The 20,921-nt window shown below is 52.4% G+C and carries 17 protein-coding genes; 10 read left to right on the top strand and 7 right to left on the bottom strand.

Annotated features, from left to right (window positions below):
• Window positions 1-101 precede the first annotated feature (101 nt).
• The 4 genes from ACWBU6_RS26490 to ACWBU6_RS26475 all read right to left on the bottom strand — a co-directional run bounded on the left by ACWBU6_RS26490 (window position 102) and on the right by ACWBU6_RS26475 (window position 7,007).
• Window positions 102-1,490 (bottom strand): UvrD-helicase domain-containing protein, encoded by a 1,389-nt coding sequence (locus ACWBU6_RS26490; RefSeq protein ID WP_452646310.1) that lies wholly within the window; start codon window positions 1,488-1,490, stop codon window positions 102-104.
• Window positions 1,487-3,187 (bottom strand): ATP-dependent nuclease, encoded by a 1,701-nt coding sequence (locus ACWBU6_RS26485; protein WP_452646309.1) that lies wholly within the window; start codon window positions 3,185-3,187, stop codon window positions 1,487-1,489. Before ACWBU6_RS26485 ends, ACWBU6_RS26490 begins: the two co-directional genes overlap by 4 nt.
• 176 nt (window positions 3,188-3,363) lie before the next feature.
• Window positions 3,364-5,694: a hypothetical protein gene (locus ACWBU6_RS26480; protein ID WP_452646308.1), complete on the bottom strand. Its 2,331-nt coding sequence runs from the start codon at window positions 5,692-5,694 to the stop codon at window positions 3,364-3,366.
• Window positions 5,695-5,696: 2 nt separating this feature from the next.
• A complete protein-coding gene (locus tag ACWBU6_RS26475; RefSeq protein ID WP_452646307.1) occupies window positions 5,697-7,007 on the bottom strand; it encodes a hypothetical protein in 1,311 nt (436 codons plus the stop codon).
• Between the two features lie 298 nt (window positions 7,008-7,305).
• On the opposite strand from ACWBU6_RS26475, the gene ACWBU6_RS26470 reads away from it, so the two are divergent.
• Window positions 7,306-7,611 carry a DNA-binding protein gene (locus ACWBU6_RS26470; protein WP_452646306.1) on the top strand — a complete coding sequence of 102 codons (306 nt, stop codon included), beginning with the start codon at window positions 7,306-7,308 and terminating at the stop codon, window positions 7,609-7,611.
• Between the two features lie 121 nt (window positions 7,612-7,732).
• On the opposite strand, the gene istB is transcribed toward ACWBU6_RS26470, so the two are convergent.
• Together istB and istA are read right to left on the bottom strand one after the other, a co-directional pair.
• A complete protein-coding gene (istB, locus tag ACWBU6_RS26465; protein WP_452644064.1) occupies window positions 7,733-8,527 on the bottom strand; it encodes an IS21-like element helper ATPase IstB in 795 nt (264 codons plus the stop codon).
• A complete protein-coding gene (gene istA, locus ACWBU6_RS26460) occupies window positions 8,520-10,031 on the bottom strand; it encodes an IS21 family transposase (RefSeq protein WP_452644063.1) in 1,512 nt (503 codons plus the stop codon). The genes istB and istA overlap by 8 nt, the downstream gene beginning before the upstream one ends.
• 53 nt (window positions 10,032-10,084) lie before the next feature.
• Here istA and ACWBU6_RS26455 point away from each other — a divergent pair, with 53 nt between their 5' ends.
• The 3 genes from ACWBU6_RS26455 to ACWBU6_RS26445 all read left to right on the top strand — a co-directional run bounded on the left by ACWBU6_RS26455 (window position 10,085) and on the right by ACWBU6_RS26445 (window position 13,527).
• Window positions 10,085-11,761 (top strand): T6SS effector phospholipase Tle3 domain-containing protein, encoded by a 1,677-nt coding sequence (locus ACWBU6_RS26455; RefSeq protein ID WP_452649622.1) that lies wholly within the window; start codon window positions 10,085-10,087, stop codon window positions 11,759-11,761.
• 134 nt (window positions 11,762-11,895) lie between these two features.
• Window positions 11,896-13,236, top strand: a complete 1,341-nt coding sequence (locus tag ACWBU6_RS26450; RefSeq protein WP_452646305.1) for a hypothetical protein — start codon at window positions 11,896-11,898, stop codon at window positions 13,234-13,236.
• A gap of 27 nt (window positions 13,237-13,263) precedes the next feature.
• Window positions 13,264-13,527, top strand: a complete 264-nt coding sequence (locus ACWBU6_RS26445) for a PAAR domain-containing protein (RefSeq protein ID WP_452646304.1) — start codon at window positions 13,264-13,266, stop codon at window positions 13,525-13,527.
• A gap of 94 nt (window positions 13,528-13,621) precedes the next feature.
• On the opposite strand, the gene ACWBU6_RS26440 is transcribed toward ACWBU6_RS26445, so the two are convergent.
• Complete coding sequence (locus ACWBU6_RS26440) at window positions 13,622-14,215, bottom strand: hypothetical protein (RefSeq protein ID WP_452646303.1); 594 nt, start codon at window positions 14,213-14,215, stop codon at window positions 13,622-13,624.
• 153 nt (window positions 14,216-14,368) lie between these two features.
• Between ACWBU6_RS26440 and ACWBU6_RS26435 the strand changes: the two genes are divergently transcribed.
• The 6 genes from ACWBU6_RS26435 (at window position 14,369) to ACWBU6_RS26410 (ending at window position 20,902) form a co-directional block, all read left to right on the top strand.
• Window positions 14,369-14,659, top strand: a complete 291-nt coding sequence (locus ACWBU6_RS26435; protein ID WP_452646302.1) for an H-NS histone family protein — start codon at window positions 14,369-14,371, stop codon at window positions 14,657-14,659.
• 107 nt (window positions 14,660-14,766) lie between these two features.
• Window positions 14,767-15,210 (top strand): hypothetical protein, encoded by a 444-nt coding sequence (locus tag ACWBU6_RS26430; protein ID WP_452646301.1) that lies wholly within the window; start codon window positions 14,767-14,769, stop codon window positions 15,208-15,210.
• Between the two features lie 110 nt (window positions 15,211-15,320).
• Window positions 15,321-16,241, top strand: coding sequence for a hypothetical protein (locus ACWBU6_RS26425; protein WP_452646300.1), 921 nt, complete (start codon window positions 15,321-15,323; stop codon window positions 16,239-16,241).
• A gap of 18 nt (window positions 16,242-16,259) precedes the next feature.
• The gene (locus ACWBU6_RS26420) at window positions 16,260-16,913 is read left to right on the top strand and encodes a hypothetical protein (protein ID WP_452646299.1); all 654 of its coding nucleotides are present in this window, start codon (window positions 16,260-16,262) and stop codon (window positions 16,911-16,913) included.
• Window positions 16,914-16,960: 47 nt separating this feature from the next.
• On the top strand, window positions 16,961-17,653 hold the full coding sequence (locus ACWBU6_RS26415) for an AbiV family abortive infection protein (protein ID WP_452646298.1): 693 nt from the start codon (window positions 16,961-16,963) through the stop codon (window positions 17,651-17,653).
• Window positions 17,654-18,163: 510 nt separating this feature from the next.
• A complete protein-coding gene (locus ACWBU6_RS26410; protein ID WP_452646297.1) occupies window positions 18,164-20,902 on the top strand; it encodes a type VI secretion system Vgr family protein in 2,739 nt (912 codons plus the stop codon).
• The last annotated feature ends 19 nt before the right edge of the window (window positions 20,903-20,921 follow it).

The raw sequence follows: 20,921 nt of genomic DNA, 5'->3' as shown, positions 1-20,921 counted from the left end.
TGTCATTTTCGAAGAGCGTCAAAGGATGACAGAAGCGCTACTGACGCGGACCGCCGGGGCACTTCGGGCAAGTGCAGTCCTGCTTCAAAGGTAGTTGTAAATTATGAGAGCAAAGTGCACACATGTTTATCTATTCTGTATTTCAGAAAAGCGCGCTTTGCTCGGTCAATATCTTCTTTAGCCAAGATGCTGTGGTCTAGTACTAAATGGAGTGAATCCTGAGATCGGGTTAACGCCACATAGACACGCTTCCATTCTTTATTGAACCTTTTCTCCGCTGCCAAATCTTCTTGAAGAAAATAATCAAGACTGGTTTTGCTAAGTACGAAGATACAGGTCTCAGCCTCCAAGCCTTTGACGGCGTCGATGCTTCTGATGCTATAAGACGAAGATTTGTGAGCCAACTTCTCACTCAGCGCCATCAGTTTCGCGTAGTCCTGCTTCTCAACGGTAATCGCGTACTCTTTAAGGAATATGCTTACAGCATTCCTTCCATTTTTCTTGACATGGAGAAGGAATTCGGTAAAGGCTGCCTTAATCTGTAGGTCTGGATCTCGATCAGGACGAGCTGCACCAATAAGCTTAGCCACTTCGAACGGGAAAGAGTATTTTTCTTCAGTGTGCGTACCGTACGGACCGGTGCGTTTGTCGATGCAGACGATGCTTCCGGACTGCATGTGTCCTGTGAGAAAAGGATGAAAATCTTGATCCGTGCTCTCGATGTAGGAAATGCTTCCAACCTTGGATGAAATGGTCTCTTGAGCCTGATTCGGGTAGCAGAACCGATTTGAGTGCAGCAGTATTGACTGAGGAATTCTGCGGGTGATGTTATTTATGTCTAATACCTGCACACCAGGGTGGTCAATTATATTTGAGACGAACTCCTCGAAAGCTTTAGGGTACTTGATTGCCTGTTTGGGATCACCAAGGAGATGAACTAAGCAATCCTGCGCCCCAAGAATTTTGAAAACTTCCAGTGCATCAGTATCAAGATCCTGAACTTCATCCACGAAAATTGAATCTGTGCAGGCTTCGATAATCGCTAGGACATGGTCCACCTTGGCCTTTTGGGCTTTAGATTTGTTATTCGTGCTATCACGATTCAGTATTGCTTTGGCCACCTTATACACAACCTCGGCATGAACGATATTTGCTTTCTTGAGGGTGCTGATTCGCAAATTTTTCCATTTCACGTCATCTGGCAGACCTTCAATCGATGCAGCCAGATACTTCTGTTTGGTGACAAATGATGAGAATGGAAAGATGATGGCATTCAGCAAAAAACTGTGGACTGTCTCTATATGAAGGTTCTGAGGTACGGCACCGCACTGGCGGACGACCTCAGTGTGAATTTTTCTTTTGGCAGCGTTGGTATAGGTCAGAGCATACACAGATTTGCCGCCTCGACTTTCCTCGATCCTTGATTTTATGACTGTGGCCAAGCCGAAGGTTTTTCCCGCACCGGCACCAGCGATCTGAACTTTGATCATGAAAGTGAAGTAAGGACTTGTTCGATGTGTTGTGGCAAGGAGATCTTGTGTTCGCTTTTGGGATCAGCAATATAGTTACAAACAGTAAGCATCCAATCCGTCTTGGCACACTTCATGAATGCGGCAATTGATGGAGCATCATCAGGTTGGCCTAAAGCGGCCGATAGCGCTTTTGAGTTGCTGGCCTGAGCAGCAAAATCGTCTTCCAGTGTATAGCCTTTCGTAGTGCGGACAACAATGTTTGTATGCTGCTTCTCATAAGCTTCGTGCTCACTTTGGGCTTTTGACTGATTGTCGAAGTCACGAACGATTCCGATTTTCTTTTCAGTGTTTCCTTTATTGAGATGCAGCCAAATGTCCAGAAATGTTTTGAATCCCTTTTGGCCAATCGATATAACTTCTATATCTGACAGCTTATTATTATCGATGCCCAAGAATGTGTTGATAAGCATTTCTTCAGTAGGTCCTTCTACCAGTAGAGTACGCCGCGAGAACAATAATTTCAAGATGTCGAAATTGGGGCGCTTGGACAGATAATCTTGTAACTCGGTTGATGCATTACTGAGGCTGATGGCTCTACCACCAGAAAATACAACCACGTTCTTGATGTTCAACTTGTTGATAATGGTCGGGTTGTGAGTCGACACGATTGTTTGTAGAAGACCTCCGACAAGTGCTGAGCTCTTCCTAATGTAATCCACAGTTAGGCGAAGGTTATTAACGCTTAAATGTGCTTCAGGCTCTTCAATACAACAGATGTTGAACGATTTATGGGTTGCTTTATAGTAGGCGAAGAGTAAAAATATGAGGACCATATTCCTCTCGCCTAGCCCCTTTTGATACAAAAACTGCTCCCCGTAGCCGAGGGTAATATTGGAAATTATGTTTCGTAAGTTTGGAAGATTAGGTATGCAGTGTAATTCACTAAAGTACTTGTTGATATTTTCGAAGGCATCATCAAACTTAAAAACGGTCGAAAATATCTTGGCTTCTTTGATTGCCGCGAAGAATTCTCCATAGGCAGAGTTGATCGACTTTTTCTCGCCCTCCTGAAGTGAGCTCAGAAGTATCTTGGTAAGAAGATTGTTAGATCGCGATGTGGTGGACTCTGCAAATGAATCTCGCTCGGCGCCTATATTGCTAAGTATCACATGCTTCAGGTCTGCTTGCGGGATATCTTTCCCATTATTTGGGCTAATAATCTCATATTCATACAATTCGATGGGGAAAGATAGAAATCCTATTTGTTCAGTATTCTGATCCTTCAGCAAAGCCTTCGTCGCGACAAGAAAATCGTCATCGTTGCGAGGTTTGAAGTTATATTGAATTTCATAAGCTGGAAGGCCGTCATTATCAGTCAACCATTTAGATACGATGGCCAGTTCGTAGGAATCTTTCGTATTATTAAACTGTAGAGTGACAGACACACGCGGAATAAGCTCTTTGCAGATGACGTCCGACTTGCCTGCTGCGACTGCAGTATAGTACTTCCGTATGCAATGATTATTGATGTCGGATATCGATAAACGCTTATGGTTGAAGTCGGGGCTGCTACCAAATAGTGGAAGGCTTATCGCATATAGGAAATTTGATTTACCCGAATCGTTTTCGCCAGCGAGTATTGTAAGTGGCGACAAAGTGACGGTTAAGTCTTCAAAATTTCGGAAATTCTTTACCACTGCGCTTTGGATGTACATGGCTATGGAGTGAAATCAGTTGTTGTGCTTTTTTGCTACCGAACTCTTACCGTTCCTTACCACTGGTGTTTCGCCAAACTGTTGCGGGATCTAAAAATGATTTACTCGACCCTTTCACTGCTTTTTTGCGTTCAAGTTGGTGCAAAATGGAGTGGAGTTCCCCCCCTCAACGTAGTTCAGCCTGAAATGTCTATCTTTAGCTTGGCAGCGGCGAGCCCAGCAAGTTGGCCGATCCAACCTTTGCAGTCCTTAGCTGAGTGTAATACCTCGCGCAAATCTCTTTCTCTAAGTTTTAGCTTGCCTATCGCAATGGCAAATAAAAACTCACCAATGGCTGCACCTGCTGGTTCTTCGTAATAACGCACCCACTTTTTCAAGAGTCGCGCCATGTCTCGGCTCATTTCTTGGCACACTGCATAATTCAATTCAGGATCGTATGCTGCTCGAAGGAGAGCCGCTTGGATAACAGGGTCGTTGAATCGAGTAAAAGATTCTGGGCAGATGAGTGCGTGTTGGAACAGGCCTGTACGCAAGCTCGTATCATCTTTTTGAGACTTCGCGATGCGAGCGGCTTGCAATAGTCCCGCAATCGAGAGCAGAACCGCTCCGCCATAATCTTCGCCACTGATTTTGTCGCTTCCTTGCCAAAGCAAGAACCCAGTCGAAAGGGGGAGCGGTAGCCCATCCGAAGATGGCAAAAATACTGCATCGTCGTCAAATATGCGCGAGCCTTCGAGTCGTGCCAGCCGGGTGTTGAGCCAAGGCTCTTCCGTTCCATTTTCCAGGAGCTTTTGCGAAAGCTCACTCAGCAAATCTAGCTCTTCGCGCCAATTTGCCGTGCCATCAAGTCGCCCAATTGGAAGGGAGTACTGGCATCTGAAATCGTAACGACTGTCGTCTAAGGCAACTCCTGAAATGTCACTTTTCAATTGAGTAAAGTGAACCGCCGTCTCTGGGAACGACGCAAGCGCCAAGAATAACCTTGGTCCTTTTGTTTGACGGTGCCGAAGGGCCGCGCTGATTTGCTTTAGGATGAATCCGTTCCCAATGACCGGACATGCAACGATCACGCTACATCCGTTGAGATCTTTGGACTGCTGGGCACTCGATCTTTCTAATTCATGACTACTTAGCGTAGTTACTTCTCCAGCGGGGAAAAGATCCGTCAAAACTTCGACGATTCGATCCGCAAATAGCTTCGCCGCGTTCCCTACTTCGATCGCAGCGGATCCTTCAGGCGAAGGGTAGATCACAACCACGGGGGCCGGTGAACTATAGTTCTTAAGCCACGAGCGCAAGAGCGAATCGCTCTCGCCGTTTGATGGAGCGCATGCTTGGGCAATCAAGCCCTCCAGATCCGCCGAAAGGGTCCAGCGCGACTGTGAATCAAACCCACCTCGGTGCACCTTGATCAGCTTCTGCTTCGCGATCTTGGCAAGCATTGCCTTTATGCTCGCTTCAAAATTCGCATGGACCAGGCGAACTCGTTTGGGTTTGGCGGGCTGACTTAAGAATCGCTCGCCGACAATACTGATAGTCTCCGTGCCTGGTGGTGGACAAGTGATATCGGGCTCGAAAATCGGCCGTAGTCCATCAAGTGCCGCTTTACCGCTCAACTTCCGGGGTATAGAGGCGACGCTCGCGGACTTTGGCTGAGAGTCCGTGTCTGAGTCCAGCGCTAAGATCGTCCAAATCGATAACTTCTCTGATCTGATCTTTTCTCGAATTTGGGATGCCAATCCGCCTGACGTGGACGCGGAAATGATTGCGAACGCGGGTCGGTTGATTGGAGACCAATTCTTCAATCCCTCATACGATCTAATGCTCTCAATGTGAAGCACTGAATTCGTTGGATTGCCATGTTGCAGCAGCTGACGAAGCTTTTCGGCGACCGGCCAAACTGCCATTGAATCGATGTAGACATGAAATGATTCCATGACTAGCTCACCGACTTGTTTGCCCCAATCGTGAAGGGGCTTCAGTAAGCGAAGCGCAAGTAGCTCAATAGAAGCCGTTGACTGTAGCAACGATTCAGCTCTAATGAAGTGACTGGACAGACGCGATGACTGTTTTTCAAAGTATGCCCCCGGTGGCGCTGGAATGATCACGTCGCCCTCTTCGCACTGCTGAATGACGTACGAACGAGCAATATCGTTAAAGACTTCGGTGATGTCTTCCGATTCTTCAGTTCCCGAGACTATCGTTTGGATCTGCCCGGTATAGTCGAAGCCGGCGAGAATCACCTTGTTCGTGACTCGGCTGCCGTAAAGGCGATCCAGCCCAGTAAGGCGTCCGTTTAACGCGAGATTCTGCTGATGAAACTCTGCCAATCGCTGATGGTGCCCAATGATCAATATGGTCGGTGGCGGAACATTACGTTCTAGCCAGTTCGAATAGGCTTGGTCAATGGCATACGCGTCCGGGACGCCAGTGCCTAAGAACATAACGACACAGTCGCCATATGGAGTCTTTGACCTCGATGAATCTTCAAAAGTCAGCAGGTACATATCTACGCTCGCACGGGTAACAGAATCGAATAAGAGGTGCCTTCAACTGGCCCCAGTTCGCCTTTGTTCCATGGGCGGAGGAAGAACGCGAGCTCGTGGTCTTCCATAAAAACTTGTGTTCCATCTTCCAGCACATGCTGGGAGGCTTTGCCTTCCACACCGAGATGTTGCGCTTTTTGCTGTACGTCTTTCGTGGCGGACTTCGTACCAAACAAGTAGGCAAGCCGCCCAGTACGCAGCCGCAAGAAACCATTTCGCTCTTGAAGCATGCGCGCGACCGAAAATAGTCCTATGCCCCGTGCAGAGTTATGTGATGACGTCGCCCATTTTGCAAAGCAATCAGTGACTGCCTTCCGCTCATCTTCCATCGATATTTCACTCAGGTCACGAACTACGACCGGATCCTCCTCACGAGAACTGAGCCAACGTCTTGCAAGGCCGGGGCCCGAATCCACCACTGTGACCTCCAAAAACGTATGTCGTTTTATTGATTTCTGTCGCGAGCTGGAGATGCCCCCGTCGGATTCACCTTGCTCCAGGAGGATGGTGCTAAGGTAGGTATGCAGGTGATAATTTGCCCCGCCAAAAGTTGCGGCATTGTCTTCGTCAATGTCGACCAGACGGAAACTGAGAACCCTGAAGCTTTTCCCAGCTTTATAGAGGTCTCCCGCCGCGTCAGTTCGAGCCCACCAGTCTGCATTTTCCATGAGCTCTTTTACGAGCTGAGCCAGCGGAGCTGAAACGTCGCGAATCTGTTTCCCCGTCCAACTAGAAGCGAGTTGGGAAAGAATGTCCTGCACAAAGAGTCGAACGTCCGGAACTGGGCGAATCACCTTTCTGCCATTAACTTCGTGATAGAGCGGTTGAACGAATTCGCGCTTTGCCCCTTGAACACAAATCAAGTTGACTCGCATCTGTTGCGTTGCATGAGTTTGCATAAACTCATACGTGTCCATTGCGTCCAAATATTGGGAGTAAATGTGGCTTTCAGATTTCGGGATTACCTGTCCAGCTTCATCCACGAATCGATTTGCCATCATCCATCCGCAAAGCACATGGGTATTTCCGATCGCGTTTTTCAAGGACGCAGCATAGTGCGGGTCGTCTTTCGACAGCCCGCGCATTTCAATCGTTAGTCCATCACCTGTTCGGCGTGATGCGGACGCGATTAATTGCAGAAGCGTGCCCTCTACGCAGAACGGAAGTGGCTGCGGCAAAGAGGTTGGTAAACGGAGAGTAGGGGTACTGGATGGATCCCAGTCCAAGTATGCAGCTTCCAAACTGTCTACGTTTAGTGGATCGGGCAAATTCATAGGCTCCTCTTGGTCCGTCAGATATTAATACGAACTCGACAATACTGTCGAAAATATATTCATGGCGTCTAGGAGTACAAAGGTCGCGGAAGCAAAACGCTGTTGAACCTGCCTCTATGCTCGAAGAATTGTCTCTTCTTGATTGCCTCGTCTCCCAGTTCCTGAGGATCGAATCTACAGATTTCGAAGGAATAGTTAGAAATTTGTGAATGCAAAAATCTAATAGAATCAAATACTTGCGAATAATTTGAAGACAATGTATCTTCTTTGCCAACGTTAACTAAATCAAGGTGTGGGCATGGTTTTGACTGCTCAACAAGTCATCGAAAGCTTCAAGTCGGAGGGCAGGTCAATCGCTTCGTGGGCCAGAGAGAACGGATTTAACCCCGTTCTCGTCTATCAGGTGTTGCGCTCTCGCAATCTTCCGGTGAGGGGCCAGTGCCATGAGATCGCAATGGCTTTGCGGATGAAGGAAAAGAAGGCAATCCCAGGGGCGGAATTCATAACCCAGAAGTGTTGGCGCCGACTGAATTTTGACCCACCCTGCCGATTGAATTTTGACCCAGGGCGGGACGCTGCTTTGGGAGCCGGCGTCTGTGGATAAGTGTACCAAAGACAGGGGGGATTCGCGGTGGGCGCAGCCCGCCGTGAATCCCCCCTTAGTCAGTTCAATAGTTAATTAACGGAGTAAACGATTTATATCGTTATACATCCTGTCTTCAAAGCTACACCGGAAAGTCCGCCTTCCCGGCCTTCTGTTTTTGCTCCCGCGCCTTGATCCGCCCCTTGGCCGCCATACTGCTGTGCTGGAAGCGGTAGGAGTCGTTGCCAGTCTCCACGATGTGGCAGTGGTGCGTCAGCCGGTCTAGCAGCGCCGTGGTCATCTTAGCGTCGCCGAACACGGCGGACCATTCAGCAAAGCTCAGATTCGTCGTGATGGCCACGCTGGTATGTTCGTACAGCTTCGAGAGCAGGTGGAACAGCAGCGCGCCGCCGGCCTGGCTGAACGGCAGATACCCCAGTTCGTCGAGGATGACCAGGTCGATCCGCATCAACGACTGTGTCAGCCGACCGGCCTTGCCTTCCCGCTTCTCGCGCTCCAACGCATTGACCAGATCGACCGTCGAGTAGAAGCGCACCCGCTTGCCCATTGAGGCAATGCCCGCCACCGCGATGGCCGTCGCCAAATGCGTCTTGCCGGTGCCGGGGCCACCGATGAACACTGCGTTCTGCGCCGTATCGGTGAAGGCCAGCGTGGCCAGTTGCCGCACCAGGGCCTCATCGACCCTGGATGCCGCGAAGTCGAAGCCGGCCAAGTCGCGGTGCACGGGGAATTTGGCGGCGTTCATCTGATGGTTCACCGAACGCATGGCGCGGTCCGTGTGCTCGGCGCGCAGCAGGTGCTCAATCAGCCATTTGGACGACGACACGGCGTGCTCTCCTTGCGCCACCAGATCGGTCCAAGCGTCGGCCATGCCGTGCAGGCGCAGGCCCTTCAATTCCTTGATCAGGTCACGCATGGTTCACCTCCGCGCTGCTGCCAGCCGTCTCGCGCAGGCTGTCATAGCGGCTGGTGTTGGCTACCGGCGCCTCCTTCAATACCAGGCTGGTCTCGGCATGTGCCGGCGGCGGGGCGGCACTCAGGCGGGCCAGCACATTCTCGACGTGCTCGACACTGAGCACGCCGGACTCGATCACCAGCTCCACCGCCACCAGCACTGCCGGCAGGCCGGCGCCGGGCACGGCCGCCAGCACCTGCGCCATGAGCCGGTCGCCGCCGGCGTGGCGCAGCAAGCCTTGCCGCAGCCGCTGCAGCGGCGCGGGCATGTCGGCAAAGGGGGCGCCGTTGCGCAACGCACCGGGCTTGCGCTGCACTAGCGGGATGTAGTGCTGCCAGTCGTAGCACACCTGCTTGCGATCGACGATGCGTTCATGGGTGGCGACCAGCGCATCGCCGGCCACCACGCACACGCGGGTCGGGTACAGCCTTGTGCTCACCATCTGCCCGGCCAGCTCGCACGGCACTGAATAACGGTTGCGGTGCACGGTGACCAGGCAGGTGGACGACACCCGCGCCGCCTTTTCCACGTAGCCGTCGAACGGCGTGGGCATGGGCATCAGGTGGGCCTGCTCCTGTTCCAGCATGTCGGCCACGCTCAGCGCCTCGTACTCCGGGTGCTGCAATTCTCCCCACAGCGTCCGGCAGCGCTCTCCGAGCCAAGCGTTCAATTCAGCGAGGGAAGCGAACTGGCGGTCTTGGGCTTCGATCCAGATCCGGCGCCGGCTATCCTGCACGTTCTTCTCCACTACGCCCTTTTCCCAGCCTGAGGCCACGTTGCAGAAATCGGGCTCAAACAGGTAGTGCGCGCACATGACGGTGAAGCGCGTGTTGACCACGCGGCCCTTGCCTTTCTGGACCTTGTCGACCGCCGTCTTCATGTTGTCGTAGATGCCGCGCCGGGCCACGCCGCCCAGCGCTGTGAACGAGCGGGTGTGGGCGTCGAAGAGCATCTCGTGTCCCTGACTGGGGTAGGCCACCAGCCAGAAGGCGCGGCTGGCGCACAGCTTCATGTGCGACACCTGCAGACGCCGGTAGATGCCGCCGACCACCATGCCTTCCTCGCTCCAGTCGAACTGAAACGCTTCGCCCAGCTCGAAGCTGAGCGGGACGAAAGCCTCTGCCGCCTTGCCTTCGCGGCCACGCCATTCCCGGATGAAGTCGGTAACCCGGCTGTAACTGCCGACGTAGCCTTCGGCCCTGAGTTGGGCGAACAGCGCTTTCCCGGTACGCCGGTTCTGCTTGTTGCGGTGGGTGTCAGCTTTGAGCGCCTGCTCCAGTGTGGCGTGGAACTCGCTCAGCTTGGTGGGTGCCGATTCTCGCCGATAGCGCGGCGGTGGCGCGTCTTCCGGCTTGCGTAGCCATTTGCGCAGCGTGTTGCGGGACAGGCCCGTGCGCTTCGCGATCTCGTGCAGCGACAGCTTGTCGCGCAGGTACATCCGTCGAACTTTACCTAACATTTCCATGGTGATCACCTTATTATCTCCTGCCCAAAAAATAGGCGGGAGTAGTAGAACACCTGGGTCAATTTTCAGTCGGCATCAGCCCTCAAAGTGGGTCAATTTTCGGTCGGCGGCAACACCCGACCAATGACCGAACAGTTTACTCCTGTCCACCCCGGCCTTACTACGTATTAGCTGCACTGCGACTTGCAAAACTGGTTGCATCGATTCGAAAGAAGCAGGTAGATACTCCGATTACCATCGTTTGCCACAGCCAGGGAAACATGATCGGCATTGCGGCGGCATTCCTAGGCGATCGCCTGGATCCGGTAACTGACGCCACGGGCAAGGCTGGCAATTGCGTGGCCGATACCTATGTGCTGTGCAACCCGCCCTATAGTCTCCTGCAAAAGAATGCCACTCAAACCTGGGCTGAGCGTGGCATGAAAGATGGTGAAGGGGACAGGGGCCGCACCAGCGGCGAAGCCCGCTATAAGACTCTTGCGGCCTTCTTCGATATCATTCGCAAGCAATCGACGTTCGAGCAATCGGCCGCCGTTATCGACGAACTGATGAAGAATGAGGCACACGGTTTCGATGCGCGCGGCGACCGCAACAAACATGGCTATGGCGATAAACTTTCTACACTTGGCCGCGTGACACTATATTTCAATCCGCATGACCAAGTGATCTCTTCCACGACCATCCAGGGCATTGGCTGGCGTGGCCTGAGCCAGCAGGAAATCAATGCCACCAACGGACATGGCGTTTTCAGTCAGCGGGTATTCGCACAAGGGTTCAAAGTTGGTGAGCAGGGTCAATATGACTTTGCGCAGGCAATGAGGGATCGCAACCTCAAGGAATTCTGGTATCCGCCTTCGCCGGTCGCAAAGTACTCGCTGTCCAAGGGCTTGGCCGCAAACACGAATATCTTCGGTAAGGTAATGACGATCGTAAGCGCGCCAGTGATGATCGTGGCAACGACCGCAGTGCGTACCCGAATCAACGGTGATCCGCCCAAAGACTGGAAAACACCGCTTACAGCGCCAAATTTGCCTGAATCGTTCTTGCCCGTAGCAATGCGCTTTGGTCAGGAGTGCGCCGATTTCGATCAAGGATATGACGCGCCGGGCGATTCTCGCGACAAGAATCGCGAGCACGATGCCGACGATCCTTATGCTGGTGACCGGACCATTCCCCGTGGCGGGACCGAGGGCGGTAAACGCAAGAAAAACGATGCGGCAGAGGGCGACGCGGCTTCCGAAGCCGGGCTGCGTTATGAACACCACGCCATGCTTCGGATGGAGGCAAAACGTGATGGCATGTATGCCAAGGACCAGAAAGTGATGGAAGAGGATAAACCAACGAGTGCCAGTGCAGAATACAATGCCTGGCGAACCAAGAAAATTAAGGAAAGCTTAGCAAAGAACATCGACACTCATGCGACTGACCACTCAACCATCATGACTAACGGCATGCATGCGCGAAAAGCACTTGCCTATGACGTTGCTGTTGGTGCTTGTTTCATTAACGAAAAAGACTTGGGCAAACTACGCGTTGCTGCTGACTGGCGCTTTCTTGATGGCCTTGAGGATGGTGACCCAAATCGGGAGTTCTATGAGTACTTTGAACTTGGAAAATTCAAAAAGCGTGCGGTTGCAGATTGGGCGGAGCAAGATCCCGAAGGGAAAATGCCCTCCAAAATCGTTAATCAACGGGGCTTCTTCGCCAAAGTGCCTAAAGGTGCGCAATGACCTTCTTAACTGAAACTCGGCCGCGTCGCATTGCGTGTGCTTTGTTCGCTTTTGTCTTCGCCATACTTATGGCTTTGTTCATTACCAGGGCTTCCAATCTATCTTCGCCCCAATTGCTATCGGATGGCCAACTTATGACTCGCTTCTTACTGCTACCTACCGTGTTCGCGGCTGGTGTGTTGACACTTTTAAGTCTTGGGGCTTCGGCGTCTTCGCAGCCAGCACCTACCGCTGCTGCATCGACGATGCCGGAAGCATCAAAACCGTTCCAAGCTCAGGTGGTCGGAGTGCAATGGCTTAATCCGCTACAGCGACGCGATTATCCGACCGAATGGCAATTGCTTTGGACTTTAGGACAGGCTCAGCCAAACAAAGACGATGACATGGTCAAGTCGGATCCCAAGACGTTCTCTAAGGTCCAGGCAATTGGCATTATTGCGAACGGCAACGATGGTGCGGAAACGCTCAAGGGGTTCCATCACAAATATGTTGATGCTCTGACGGTGCGCTTCCACAAGAATTACTTTTCCAGTTCGACATATTTTTATAATGCCCATTCGCTGAAAGACAAGAAGACTTGGCGCGAATTAGCTGGCATCCACGTTGAGTACGCGTTACCAGAGGGGCGCCTGGATCCAATCGAGGCGGCGAGCTATACCCGAGAACGCATCATTAATACGTTCGACATTGGGAATCCTAACTTTCCGAAGGCGTGGAGCCGGAGTACTCCTCCTGATGTACGCGTAACGATGGGCGGTGCTAATGCCGGGTTTACATCGTTGGCGGCTGGGCTTGATTACTTACAAGCGCACCCAAATGAAACAGTTTGGGTGATGGGGTGCGACGCTCCAAGCTTCCCGCCGAAAGACGCGCAAATCAACGAGAACATGGTACTTTTGGTGCTCGCCGGCCCGAACTACAACACGGAGCGCGCACCGTTGGCTTGGATCGGCTATCCGGCCTTCAAAAAAGTGGCCGACTTTGAAGCCCAAAAGGGTCAGCCGCCCCGACAGATTCAAGCATGGAAGGCCGCAGTAGAAACTGCTGCAGGCAACGCGGGCAAGAAGGACGGCGACATTGGTTACGTCATCCACGATGCAAATAACACGCATCTTGCATCTTCCGAACGCATAGGGGCACTTGCGCAAGCGCTCACCACTGAGTTGGTGGACTTTGATTTCAAAAAGCAGACCTTCAATACGCCAGCCTTGTTAGGCGAAATGGGGGCCGGCACGGCGTTGACCAACGTCGCGCTTGGCATTGCCTACGCCAACCACATAGGCAAGAACGTGCTGGTCGCGGGCACCACAAACGCCGAGCAGCCCACGGCAGTCGTGGTGAGCGCGCCCGCAAAGCTGCGCCCCATTGACCCCAATGCGCCATGGTTCCGTGCCCGAGGTAGCGGCAGCGCGTTCCTGCCATGGTGGGGGCTGCGCAACGATGCAGGACCTGAGCCGCAAGGCTATTCTGATTGACGTAAGCAGCATAGGTAAGGAATCCGTATGCACGGCGTAATCCGCTTGAATGACCCCACAAGCCATGGTGGCATCGTCATTAGCGCATCACCGAATTCCAAAGTCCACGGAATTGCTGTCGCGCGCAAGGGGGATAGCTGCACCTGCCCGGTGCCCGGTCATGGCGTTTGCGTGATAGTTGAAGGTGACCCTAAAGTGCTGATTGACGGCATCCCGGTAGCGTTCGACGGGCACAAGACAAGTTGTGGAGCCAGCCTTATCACCACGGCCCCGAAGAGCGCACGCGGGTAGGGATCGCAGGGCAGTTCAACTCGAGGTGAACGAAGGTAGTTCTCTGCCGTGGCTTGGTGAGTGGCCACGGCTGTTGCTATAGTTCGAACGGCGCTCACGACCAATAGTAAAGGTACAGAGGGCAGCCGAGGATGGCCGTTATATAGATTGCGAGCATCCAGCGAGGATTCTGGAGTTTTGTGGCCAGAAGCGGCTCGGCCCTACGAACGTGGACGTTTAAGAGCGCTGCCATGAAACACATGGCAACGAGTATCAAGTACAGAAAAGTGAACAACGCCCACTCAGCCAGAGAGCCCGTTGATCGAAAGCCCACCAAGCCGATAACAAAGAGCGTAGACACCAACGCTCCTAAAGTCCAAAGCGTCATGTCGCCCGCCAAACGGCGAAACACCCCGCCAATTCGACCTAACTTTGAGTCGCGCGTCCACCTGTTCGAGAGCGGTTCCATGTCCTTGAACATCATCGCTACTATTCCCAGCAAAATGGATATCGTTCCGACGATGTTTGCTGTTCGAAAGACAGAATTTGATTGACGCTTTAGATATTCGTTTGCAGTTTGCGAATCTATCGCTAAGGAATAGTATGCGCCGATCGATGCAATCGCAAACCAAAACGTCGCCCTAAAGACCAAATCTCGCCACAAGTTTTCTTTCAGCCAGTCGTCAAACACGGTTTTTTCAGTTGCCATATGTAGACCCATCGAAGTTGGAAAGATAAGTTTCGTCTTGCTACAAAAAACTCTACGGTGCTAATCTCAGGAAGCAAATCAAATCGACTCGCGTCAAGTTGATTTGCGTGATAAATTCTGCAAAACCGTTGATCAACACAGGAGCAAGAATACATGAATACTTACGCGGAGATTAAAGCGCAGATCGCTGAGCTGGAAGCCAAAGCGAAAGAAGCACGTGCAGTGGAATTAGCAGGTGCGAAGGCCAAAATCGCCGAAATTATGGCGACTTACGGACTTACGCTTGAAGATCTTCGAGGAGCTAAGCAGGCCAAGTCCTCTAATGTTCGCCAAAGGGTGCCTGCAAAGTATCGGGACGCCGCAACCGGTGCCACTTGGACTGGTCGAGGCCGAGTGCCACTTTGGTTAGTTGGCAAAAACAGAGAAGATTTTCTTATCAAATAGCCATTTGCATGGTCGCATACGACGTGGCGAAATGGTCAACGTACTCTGGATTGTCAGTTCGAGCGAAGAGTAATTCGCCTTTTAGAAATATCGTTTAGGAGAAAAATTTGGATCCCACCATCTTTCAGAAATTTAAAGATAGCTGGGCTGCATTTTCTGCAGGGATATTGATTGGAGTAGCTCTTACCTGGCAAGTCGCGAGCACGCTTAATAAGCGTGAGGTCGATATCCTGGAACGGCAAGTGACGGACTATCAAAGGCGTGTACAAGAGAAAGACGCGCAGTTACAAGTCGCACAGCAAGCAACAATAGCTGCGCTTGCAAAAATTCCTTCAGTAGCACCAGCCGTACGGAAAGCGGAACTTGAGGCACTCATCAATAAATTGGATGTAGAAATCAAGAACAGGATGGCTGCACGGGCAGCAGCTTCGCCAATGAGAGAGGGGGAGCCCAAAGGAGACTTGTACATTCAGATTGAGCAGGAAATTGAATCGCTGAGGAACCAGCGCAACGAAGCTCGGCAGAAGCTTATGCAGTTAGTTGCTGGGTAATTTTTCAGAATTTGCCGGTTGGGAAGCCGTCGCGAGAGATCGCAGAAGGCGAGTAGTGCGGCTAATTTTTGAGTTGTGAGTTGCTCCTATATCATTTTGGGGAATGCTAGATGCCTGGACTTACTTTAAACATTAAAGAAAATTCTGTCGATAGCTTGAATGAGGCCCTCGATAAATTTCAGCAGGGTCAAGAAGGAAACGTACGAGCCCTAAAGTTTTCGATTTTGTTTACGGCCCAATTCGTTGAATTGCTTTTGAAGCAGTATCTTATAAGTATTTCCCCAGCGCTCATCTATACAAAATGTTTTCGCGAAGTACAAAGAAAGGCTAAGTCCGAGAAAATAAATTTGAAGCAAGCTTTTGAGTCTTTACTTGCTTGCGGTTTTGATTTCGATGCGCTAGTAAAAGGTGATACCAATCCACATACCGTTAATGTTGATGAGGCGTTAGGGTTTGCCCGTTTGGAAATGTGCTCTGTTAGTGGTGTAGAACTGGTCGACAATGAATTCGCAAATGACATTTCCTGGCTGAAGCAGTTGCGTAACAACATTGAGCACTTCGAGTTTACGCTGACAGCTCAAGATGTTCGGCTTTGCATTGGGCGAATTGTGCGCGGCGCCATCGAATTTTGCGAAATCTTCTCATTGATGGTGTTGGCCGAGGAAATCGGCAAAGAGCGCTTCCATACCTTTGAAATGCTTGCGAACGAATACACGCAACATCGCGCCGAAGCAAGAACGGAAATGAAAAGAGGGAAGACTGAAGCATTTCGGGGAATTCGTCCGAAAGAATGGCAGTTTGTCGAATGGAATGAATTTCATTGCGACGTGTGTGGTGAGCATACAATGGTACCAGATGCGGAATCTACAACTGGTTATAAGTGCCAAATGCCTTTGTGCGGAAACGAAGAGTCTGAAGAAATCGAAGTTCCATGCGATGTATGTGGGGTGCCTTGTCCAAACGGCGAAATGAGTCGCTGGGATGAATTTCTTTCACATGTATGCCCACAATGTAGCCATTGCCCCGAGTAACTATTCTCTAGAGTTAAAATGGAAACAGGTGTTCTTTTAGTAAAAAGCGTCAAGAAAGGTAAGTCTACACTTGATTTTTTTGAAGAGCTTAGGCGAACTGGTATTGATAATCAATATATGGTTTGTCGACTTGATGAGACAAGCCTTGCAGACTATCTTAAGGAGCTTTATGTAAAAAGAGGCATCTCCTCATTGTTCAATTTTTCCATAGTATGCGATGCGGTACTTCATCCTGGTATTCATGTCGATGAAATCACTAATGTAATAGTGGAGTCGATGATGGATCTGAAGGGAGTGCGGAATCTTATCGTGATCGACCCCTATTTCTTTGCATGTGCTTCTGATGCAAAGGCATTGGAATTGCTTAAGCGGATAATGGATGCAATCTGCGACGATCTTCAAATGGTTACGTTTATTACGAATGGAACGGGTAGTAAGCTAAAGAAGGTTGTGTTCGACGTTGTCAAGTCGGTCAAGCCGTCACTGATTATTAAAGATGTGAAAACGAACGAATTTCATGACCGTTTTTGGATTGATTCGGATTCGAATAAAGGGATCGTTATGGGTACGTCATTAAACGGAATAGGTAAAAAGATCGCGTTAGTCGATAAATTGCAAAGTCACGACGTGAAGGAAATATCGCGTCTCGCGAATGAAATTATTCAATCGTAATTTTCTATCCGACATTTTCGACGCGGCTATGAAATTTTAAAATCACTATGTCGTCAAAAAAGCTTCAAGCGTATCGGGGGGCCTTGTCCCCCGCTGAAATTGCAGAAGGAATTAACTTCGCCAACGCAAATGCTCTGCGTCTTGTGGAGGATGCGGAGTTGTTGTTGAACTCTGGGCGCGTCCCAACGGCCGCTTCTCTCGCAGCGCTTTCGATCGAGGAGGCGGGCAAGGTGTCTATTCTTCGACAGCTCTCAACAGCAACAACAAAGGAAGAAATTGCCGCAGCTTGGAAAAGCTATCGTTCACATACGCGAAAGAATGTGCAGTGGCTCCTCCCGGAACTCGCCTCTAAGGGCGCGCGGAAACTGGAAGATCTCCTTCCTCTCTTTGAGGGGGACGCTGAGCATCCTTTTATTCTTGACCAAATCAAACAGCTTGGGTTTTACACAGACTGCCTTGGGGCTCGGCATTGGTCGATCCCATTGGAGGTGGTTGACGAGGAGCTCGCCCGGCGCCTCGTTAAGATCGCTAAACTACTTGCAGGCAAGCGGGAAGTCACAGTTAAAGAAATTGAGTTGTGGGTACAGTATGTAGGAGCAGCGCCAAAGGGTGACTTGAATGAAAGTAAAAAAGCACTGGTGAATTGGTATGCTGCCATGCAAGCCGCAGGTATTTACCGAGAAGGTATCAATGAGATGGAACGCTTCATCAACGAAGGTGTGCCGTTCCCTGGGGCGTAGCTTTCCATCCGATCCTATCCAGCGTTACTGCCGCTAATTTGCGAGGCACGGAAAATCTCAAACTATGTGTCGCGATCTTTAAATATGTTCAAACTATGTGTCGCACCCCGATGAGCCGAATGGCGCGAAGATTTCTAAGTTGTTGATTTTTAAAGATGCTCTGGCTCAAACTATGTGTCGCGCGACGTCTCCCGTCGCGCGACACACTAGTTTGATCTCAAACGACGCATAGTTTCAGCGCCGTCGCGTGAAGAATCGAAAGCCCCTTAGTGAGAACTAAGGGGCTTTTGTCGTTTCAGCGAGTGTGGAAGGAAGACTGAAGCGCTATTCCGTAGGCCTGTTTGTCGCTGTGATCAAACTGTAAATGCGGAGTCATTCAGTGGACTACTCGATAGGGAAGTGTCGAGTGTTTAGTATCTGTCAATGTTAAAAATTTCAATCGTGCATCAATGAAGTGTTAAATAAAATATAATTCCGCCTCCGAATTTCCGATTTTCAGGAGTGCACCGCATGGCCCCACGCCTTTCCGGCCTTGACTTGACCGGACTCACCGAAGCCAATCGGCCGATCCGCCTGCGCCTGTTCCGAGGCGAAGGCAGCGCCGACGACAAACTGCTGGTCAAGCACGTCAGCGGCGTGGAAACCATGTGCGGCGGCATCGAATACAGCCTGCTTTGCGTATCGTCGGAAGCCGGCCTGCCGCTCAAGCAGTTCATGGCCAATCCGGTTGAACTGCAGTTCGTTACCGACACCGGCGGCCTGCGTTCCGTGTGCGGCATCGTCGCATCGGCTATCGAAGGGCAGGGCGACGGCGGCTTGGCCACCTACCAGCTGATCGTGCGCGATGCGCTGTCCCTGCTCGATAAAACCAGCAACACACGCGTCTTCCGCAACGCCAGCGAAATCGATATCACCAATACCATCTTGCGTGAATGGCGCGAAGCCAACCCCGTTGTGGCTCGCGCATTCCAGTTCGACCTGGGGCAACTGAAGACCTACCCGGCGCGCGAATTCACCATGCAGTACAACGAATCGAACGCCGATTTCCTGCGGCGCCTCTGGAAACGTCGCGGCATCGCATGGTTCATCCGTCCCTGCGCATCCAGTGAACATGGCAGCGACGACGCGCCGGCCCACACGCTGGTTCTGTTTGACGATGCGATGTCTCTGGAGGAGAACGCGGCCGGCACTATTCGCTTCCACCGCGACGATGGCACTGAGCAGCGCGATACTATTACGGCCTGGCACGCCGTGCGGCAACTGACACCGGGCAGCGTCAGCCGCCGCAGCTGGGACTATGCGCAGGCCTGGTCCATGGGCAGCCAGAACCTCAGCGAGGCAGACCAGGGTAAATTGGGCAACCAGTTCGCCCACGGCCTCGATGACTACCTGGTCGACGTGCCACACGCAGGCGACGACGATGCCGACTACCGTAGCCTGGGCACCCTGCGTATGCAGCGCCACGAATACGAATCCAAGTTCTTCCAGGGCGAGGGCAGCGACCGCAATATGTGCATCGGCCAGTGGAACCGCGTGAGCGGCCATCCGGAGCTCGAGTCCCACCCGGAAGAGCAGCGCGAGTTCGTTATTACCGAATTGCGTGTGGAGGCAGAAAACAACCTGCCCAAAGCCTTCGACGACCGCGCACGCCGCCTGTTCGCTATCAATCACTGGCGCAATGACAGCAACGGCATGGAGCAGGCCAGCACCGAACGCGGAGTGCGGTATACCAACCGCTTCACATGCGTACGGCGTGGCATTCCTATCGTGCCGCGCTACGACCCGCGCATTGATCTGCCGCGCACTGAGGCGCAAAGCGTTACCGTAGTCGGTCCCGTCAACGAGGAAATCCATTGCGATGCTCTGGGCCGCGTCAAGATCCGCTTTGCCGGCTGCCGCGATGAGGATCATGAACACGCCAACGGCGCCGGCGCTTCCGACAGCGAGCGCGATTCGGCCTGGGTGCGCGTAGCCAGCGGCTGGGCCAGCGCCCAGTACGGCGCGATTTCACTGCCGCGTGCTGGGGACGAAGTCATATGCGTCTTCCTCGGCGGCGACCCGGACAAACCTTTGATCATTGGCCGGGTACATGGCGGCAAGACTAACCCGCCATCTTTCAGCCACCGCAGCCGCTTGCCCGGCGACAAATACCTGTCCGGCATCAAGAGCAAAGAGGTCAAGGCGCAGCGCTACAACCAGTTGCGCATGGACGATACTCCCGGCCAGATCAGCGCCCAACTGGCCAGCGAGCATGGACACAGCCAGCTGAACCTCGGCTACCTGACGCACCCGCGCACCGACGGGGAGGCCGACGCGCGCGGCGAGGGATTCGAGCTGACCACCAACGACAGCGGCGCCATTCGCACCGCCAAGTCGCTGCTGATTTCGGCCTGGAAGCGGCTGGACGCCTGTGGCAACCAGCTTAGCAGCGACGAGCACCTGGCCCTGATGCAGGATTGCCTGGACCTATTCAAATCACTTGGCCAGTACGCCGCCGAACACCAGGGCCTGGCGCTGGACCCGGAGCCGCAATCTGAACTCAAGGACCACGTCGATGCAGCCGCCGGTGGAAGCAATACCGACCGCCAGCGCGACGGCGGCAAGCCGACGCTCAGCATGACAGCACCGGCCGGCATCGCACTGACTACTCCTAAAACGCTGGTCAGCTATGCTGGCGTGAACGTCGACACCGTGGCCCAGCAGCATCTGCAGTTCACCAGCGGACGGCGTTTCAACCTCAATGCGGGCAAGGGGATATCGCTGTTCTCGCACATGGACGGCATTACCCAGGTAGCGCACAAAGGCAAGTTCCTGCTGCAAAGCCAGCTGGATGATATGCAGATCGATTCCGCCAAGGATATCAAGGTCACTGCCGCCAAACGCCTGATTATCATGGCCGAAGATGAAGTGACCTTGATGGTGAGTGGTGGCGCCTACCTGACGCTGAAAGGCGGCAATGCCGAAATCGGCGGCCCCGGCCCGCTCACGGTCAAGACCGATGGCCACCACTGGAACGGCCCGGCCAGCGCAGCGACCGAGCTGCCGAAGTTCGAATCGGGTGACTTCGGTCGCGTGCCGCGCCTGCTGCGCGCCACCGATGGCAAGCCGGTGGAAGGCATGCAGTTGCACGTCGAGCGCGCCGGCGACAGCCCGATGGCTGGCGTCAGCGATGGCGCCGGTACAGGCGAAAAGATCGTCACCGACCGCCTTCAGCAGATCAAGGCCATTTTCTATCGTCCGCGCAAATAAAGCGCACCCTGTATTAGCC

The sequence above is a fragment of the Pseudoduganella sp. HUAS MS19 genome, from assembly GCF_053615455.1.
Note: the sequence above shows the minus strand (reverse complement) of the source record. Positions and strands in the feature narration are given on the sequence as shown.

What these genes read in the sequence shown, in the direction of transcription:
- ACWBU6_RS26425 (WP_452646300.1), top strand. Translation starts at nt 15,321, where the DNA reads ATGCCTGGACTTACTTTAAACATTAAAGAAAATTCTGTCGATAGCTTG.
- ACWBU6_RS26445 (WP_452646304.1), top strand. Translation starts at nt 13,264, where the DNA reads ATGCACGGCGTAATCCGCTTGAATGACCCCACAAGCCATGGTGGCATC.
- ACWBU6_RS26480 (WP_452646308.1), bottom strand. Translation starts at nt 5,694, where the DNA reads ATGTACCTGCTGACTTTTGAAGATTCATCGAGGTCAAAGACTCCATAT.
- ACWBU6_RS26440 (WP_452646303.1), bottom strand. Translation starts at nt 14,215, where the DNA reads ATGGCAACTGAAAAAACCGTGTTTGACGACTGGCTGAAAGAAAACTTG.
- istA (WP_452644063.1), bottom strand. Translation starts at nt 10,031, where the DNA reads ATGGAAATGTTAGGTAAAGTTCGACGGATGTACCTGCGCGACAAGCTG.
- istB (WP_452644064.1), bottom strand. Translation starts at nt 8,527, where the DNA reads ATGCGTGACCTGATCAAGGAATTGAAGGGCCTGCGCCTGCACGGCATG.
- ACWBU6_RS26450 (WP_452646305.1), top strand. Translation starts at nt 11,896, where the DNA reads ATGACTCGCTTCTTACTGCTACCTACCGTGTTCGCGGCTGGTGTGTTG.
- ACWBU6_RS26490 (WP_452646310.1), bottom strand. Translation starts at nt 1,490, where the DNA reads ATGATCAAAGTTCAGATCGCTGGTGCCGGTGCGGGAAAAACCTTCGGC.
- ACWBU6_RS26435 (WP_452646302.1), top strand. Translation starts at nt 14,369, where the DNA reads ATGAATACTTACGCGGAGATTAAAGCGCAGATCGCTGAGCTGGAAGCC.
- ACWBU6_RS26485 (WP_452646309.1), bottom strand. Translation starts at nt 3,187, where the DNA reads ATGTACATCCAAAGCGCAGTGGTAAAGAATTTCCGAAATTTTGAAGAC.
- ACWBU6_RS26410 (WP_452646297.1), top strand. Translation starts at nt 18,164, where the DNA reads ATGGCCCCACGCCTTTCCGGCCTTGACTTGACCGGACTCACCGAAGCC.
- ACWBU6_RS26475 (WP_452646307.1), bottom strand. Translation starts at nt 7,007, where the DNA reads ATGAATTTGCCCGATCCACTAAACGTAGACAGTTTGGAAGCTGCATAC.
- ACWBU6_RS26420 (WP_452646299.1), top strand. Translation starts at nt 16,260, where the DNA reads ATGGAAACAGGTGTTCTTTTAGTAAAAAGCGTCAAGAAAGGTAAGTCT.
- ACWBU6_RS26470 (WP_452646306.1), top strand. Translation starts at nt 7,306, where the DNA reads ATGGTTTTGACTGCTCAACAAGTCATCGAAAGCTTCAAGTCGGAGGGC.
- ACWBU6_RS26415 (WP_452646298.1), top strand. Translation starts at nt 16,961, where the DNA reads ATGTCGTCAAAAAAGCTTCAAGCGTATCGGGGGGCCTTGTCCCCCGCT.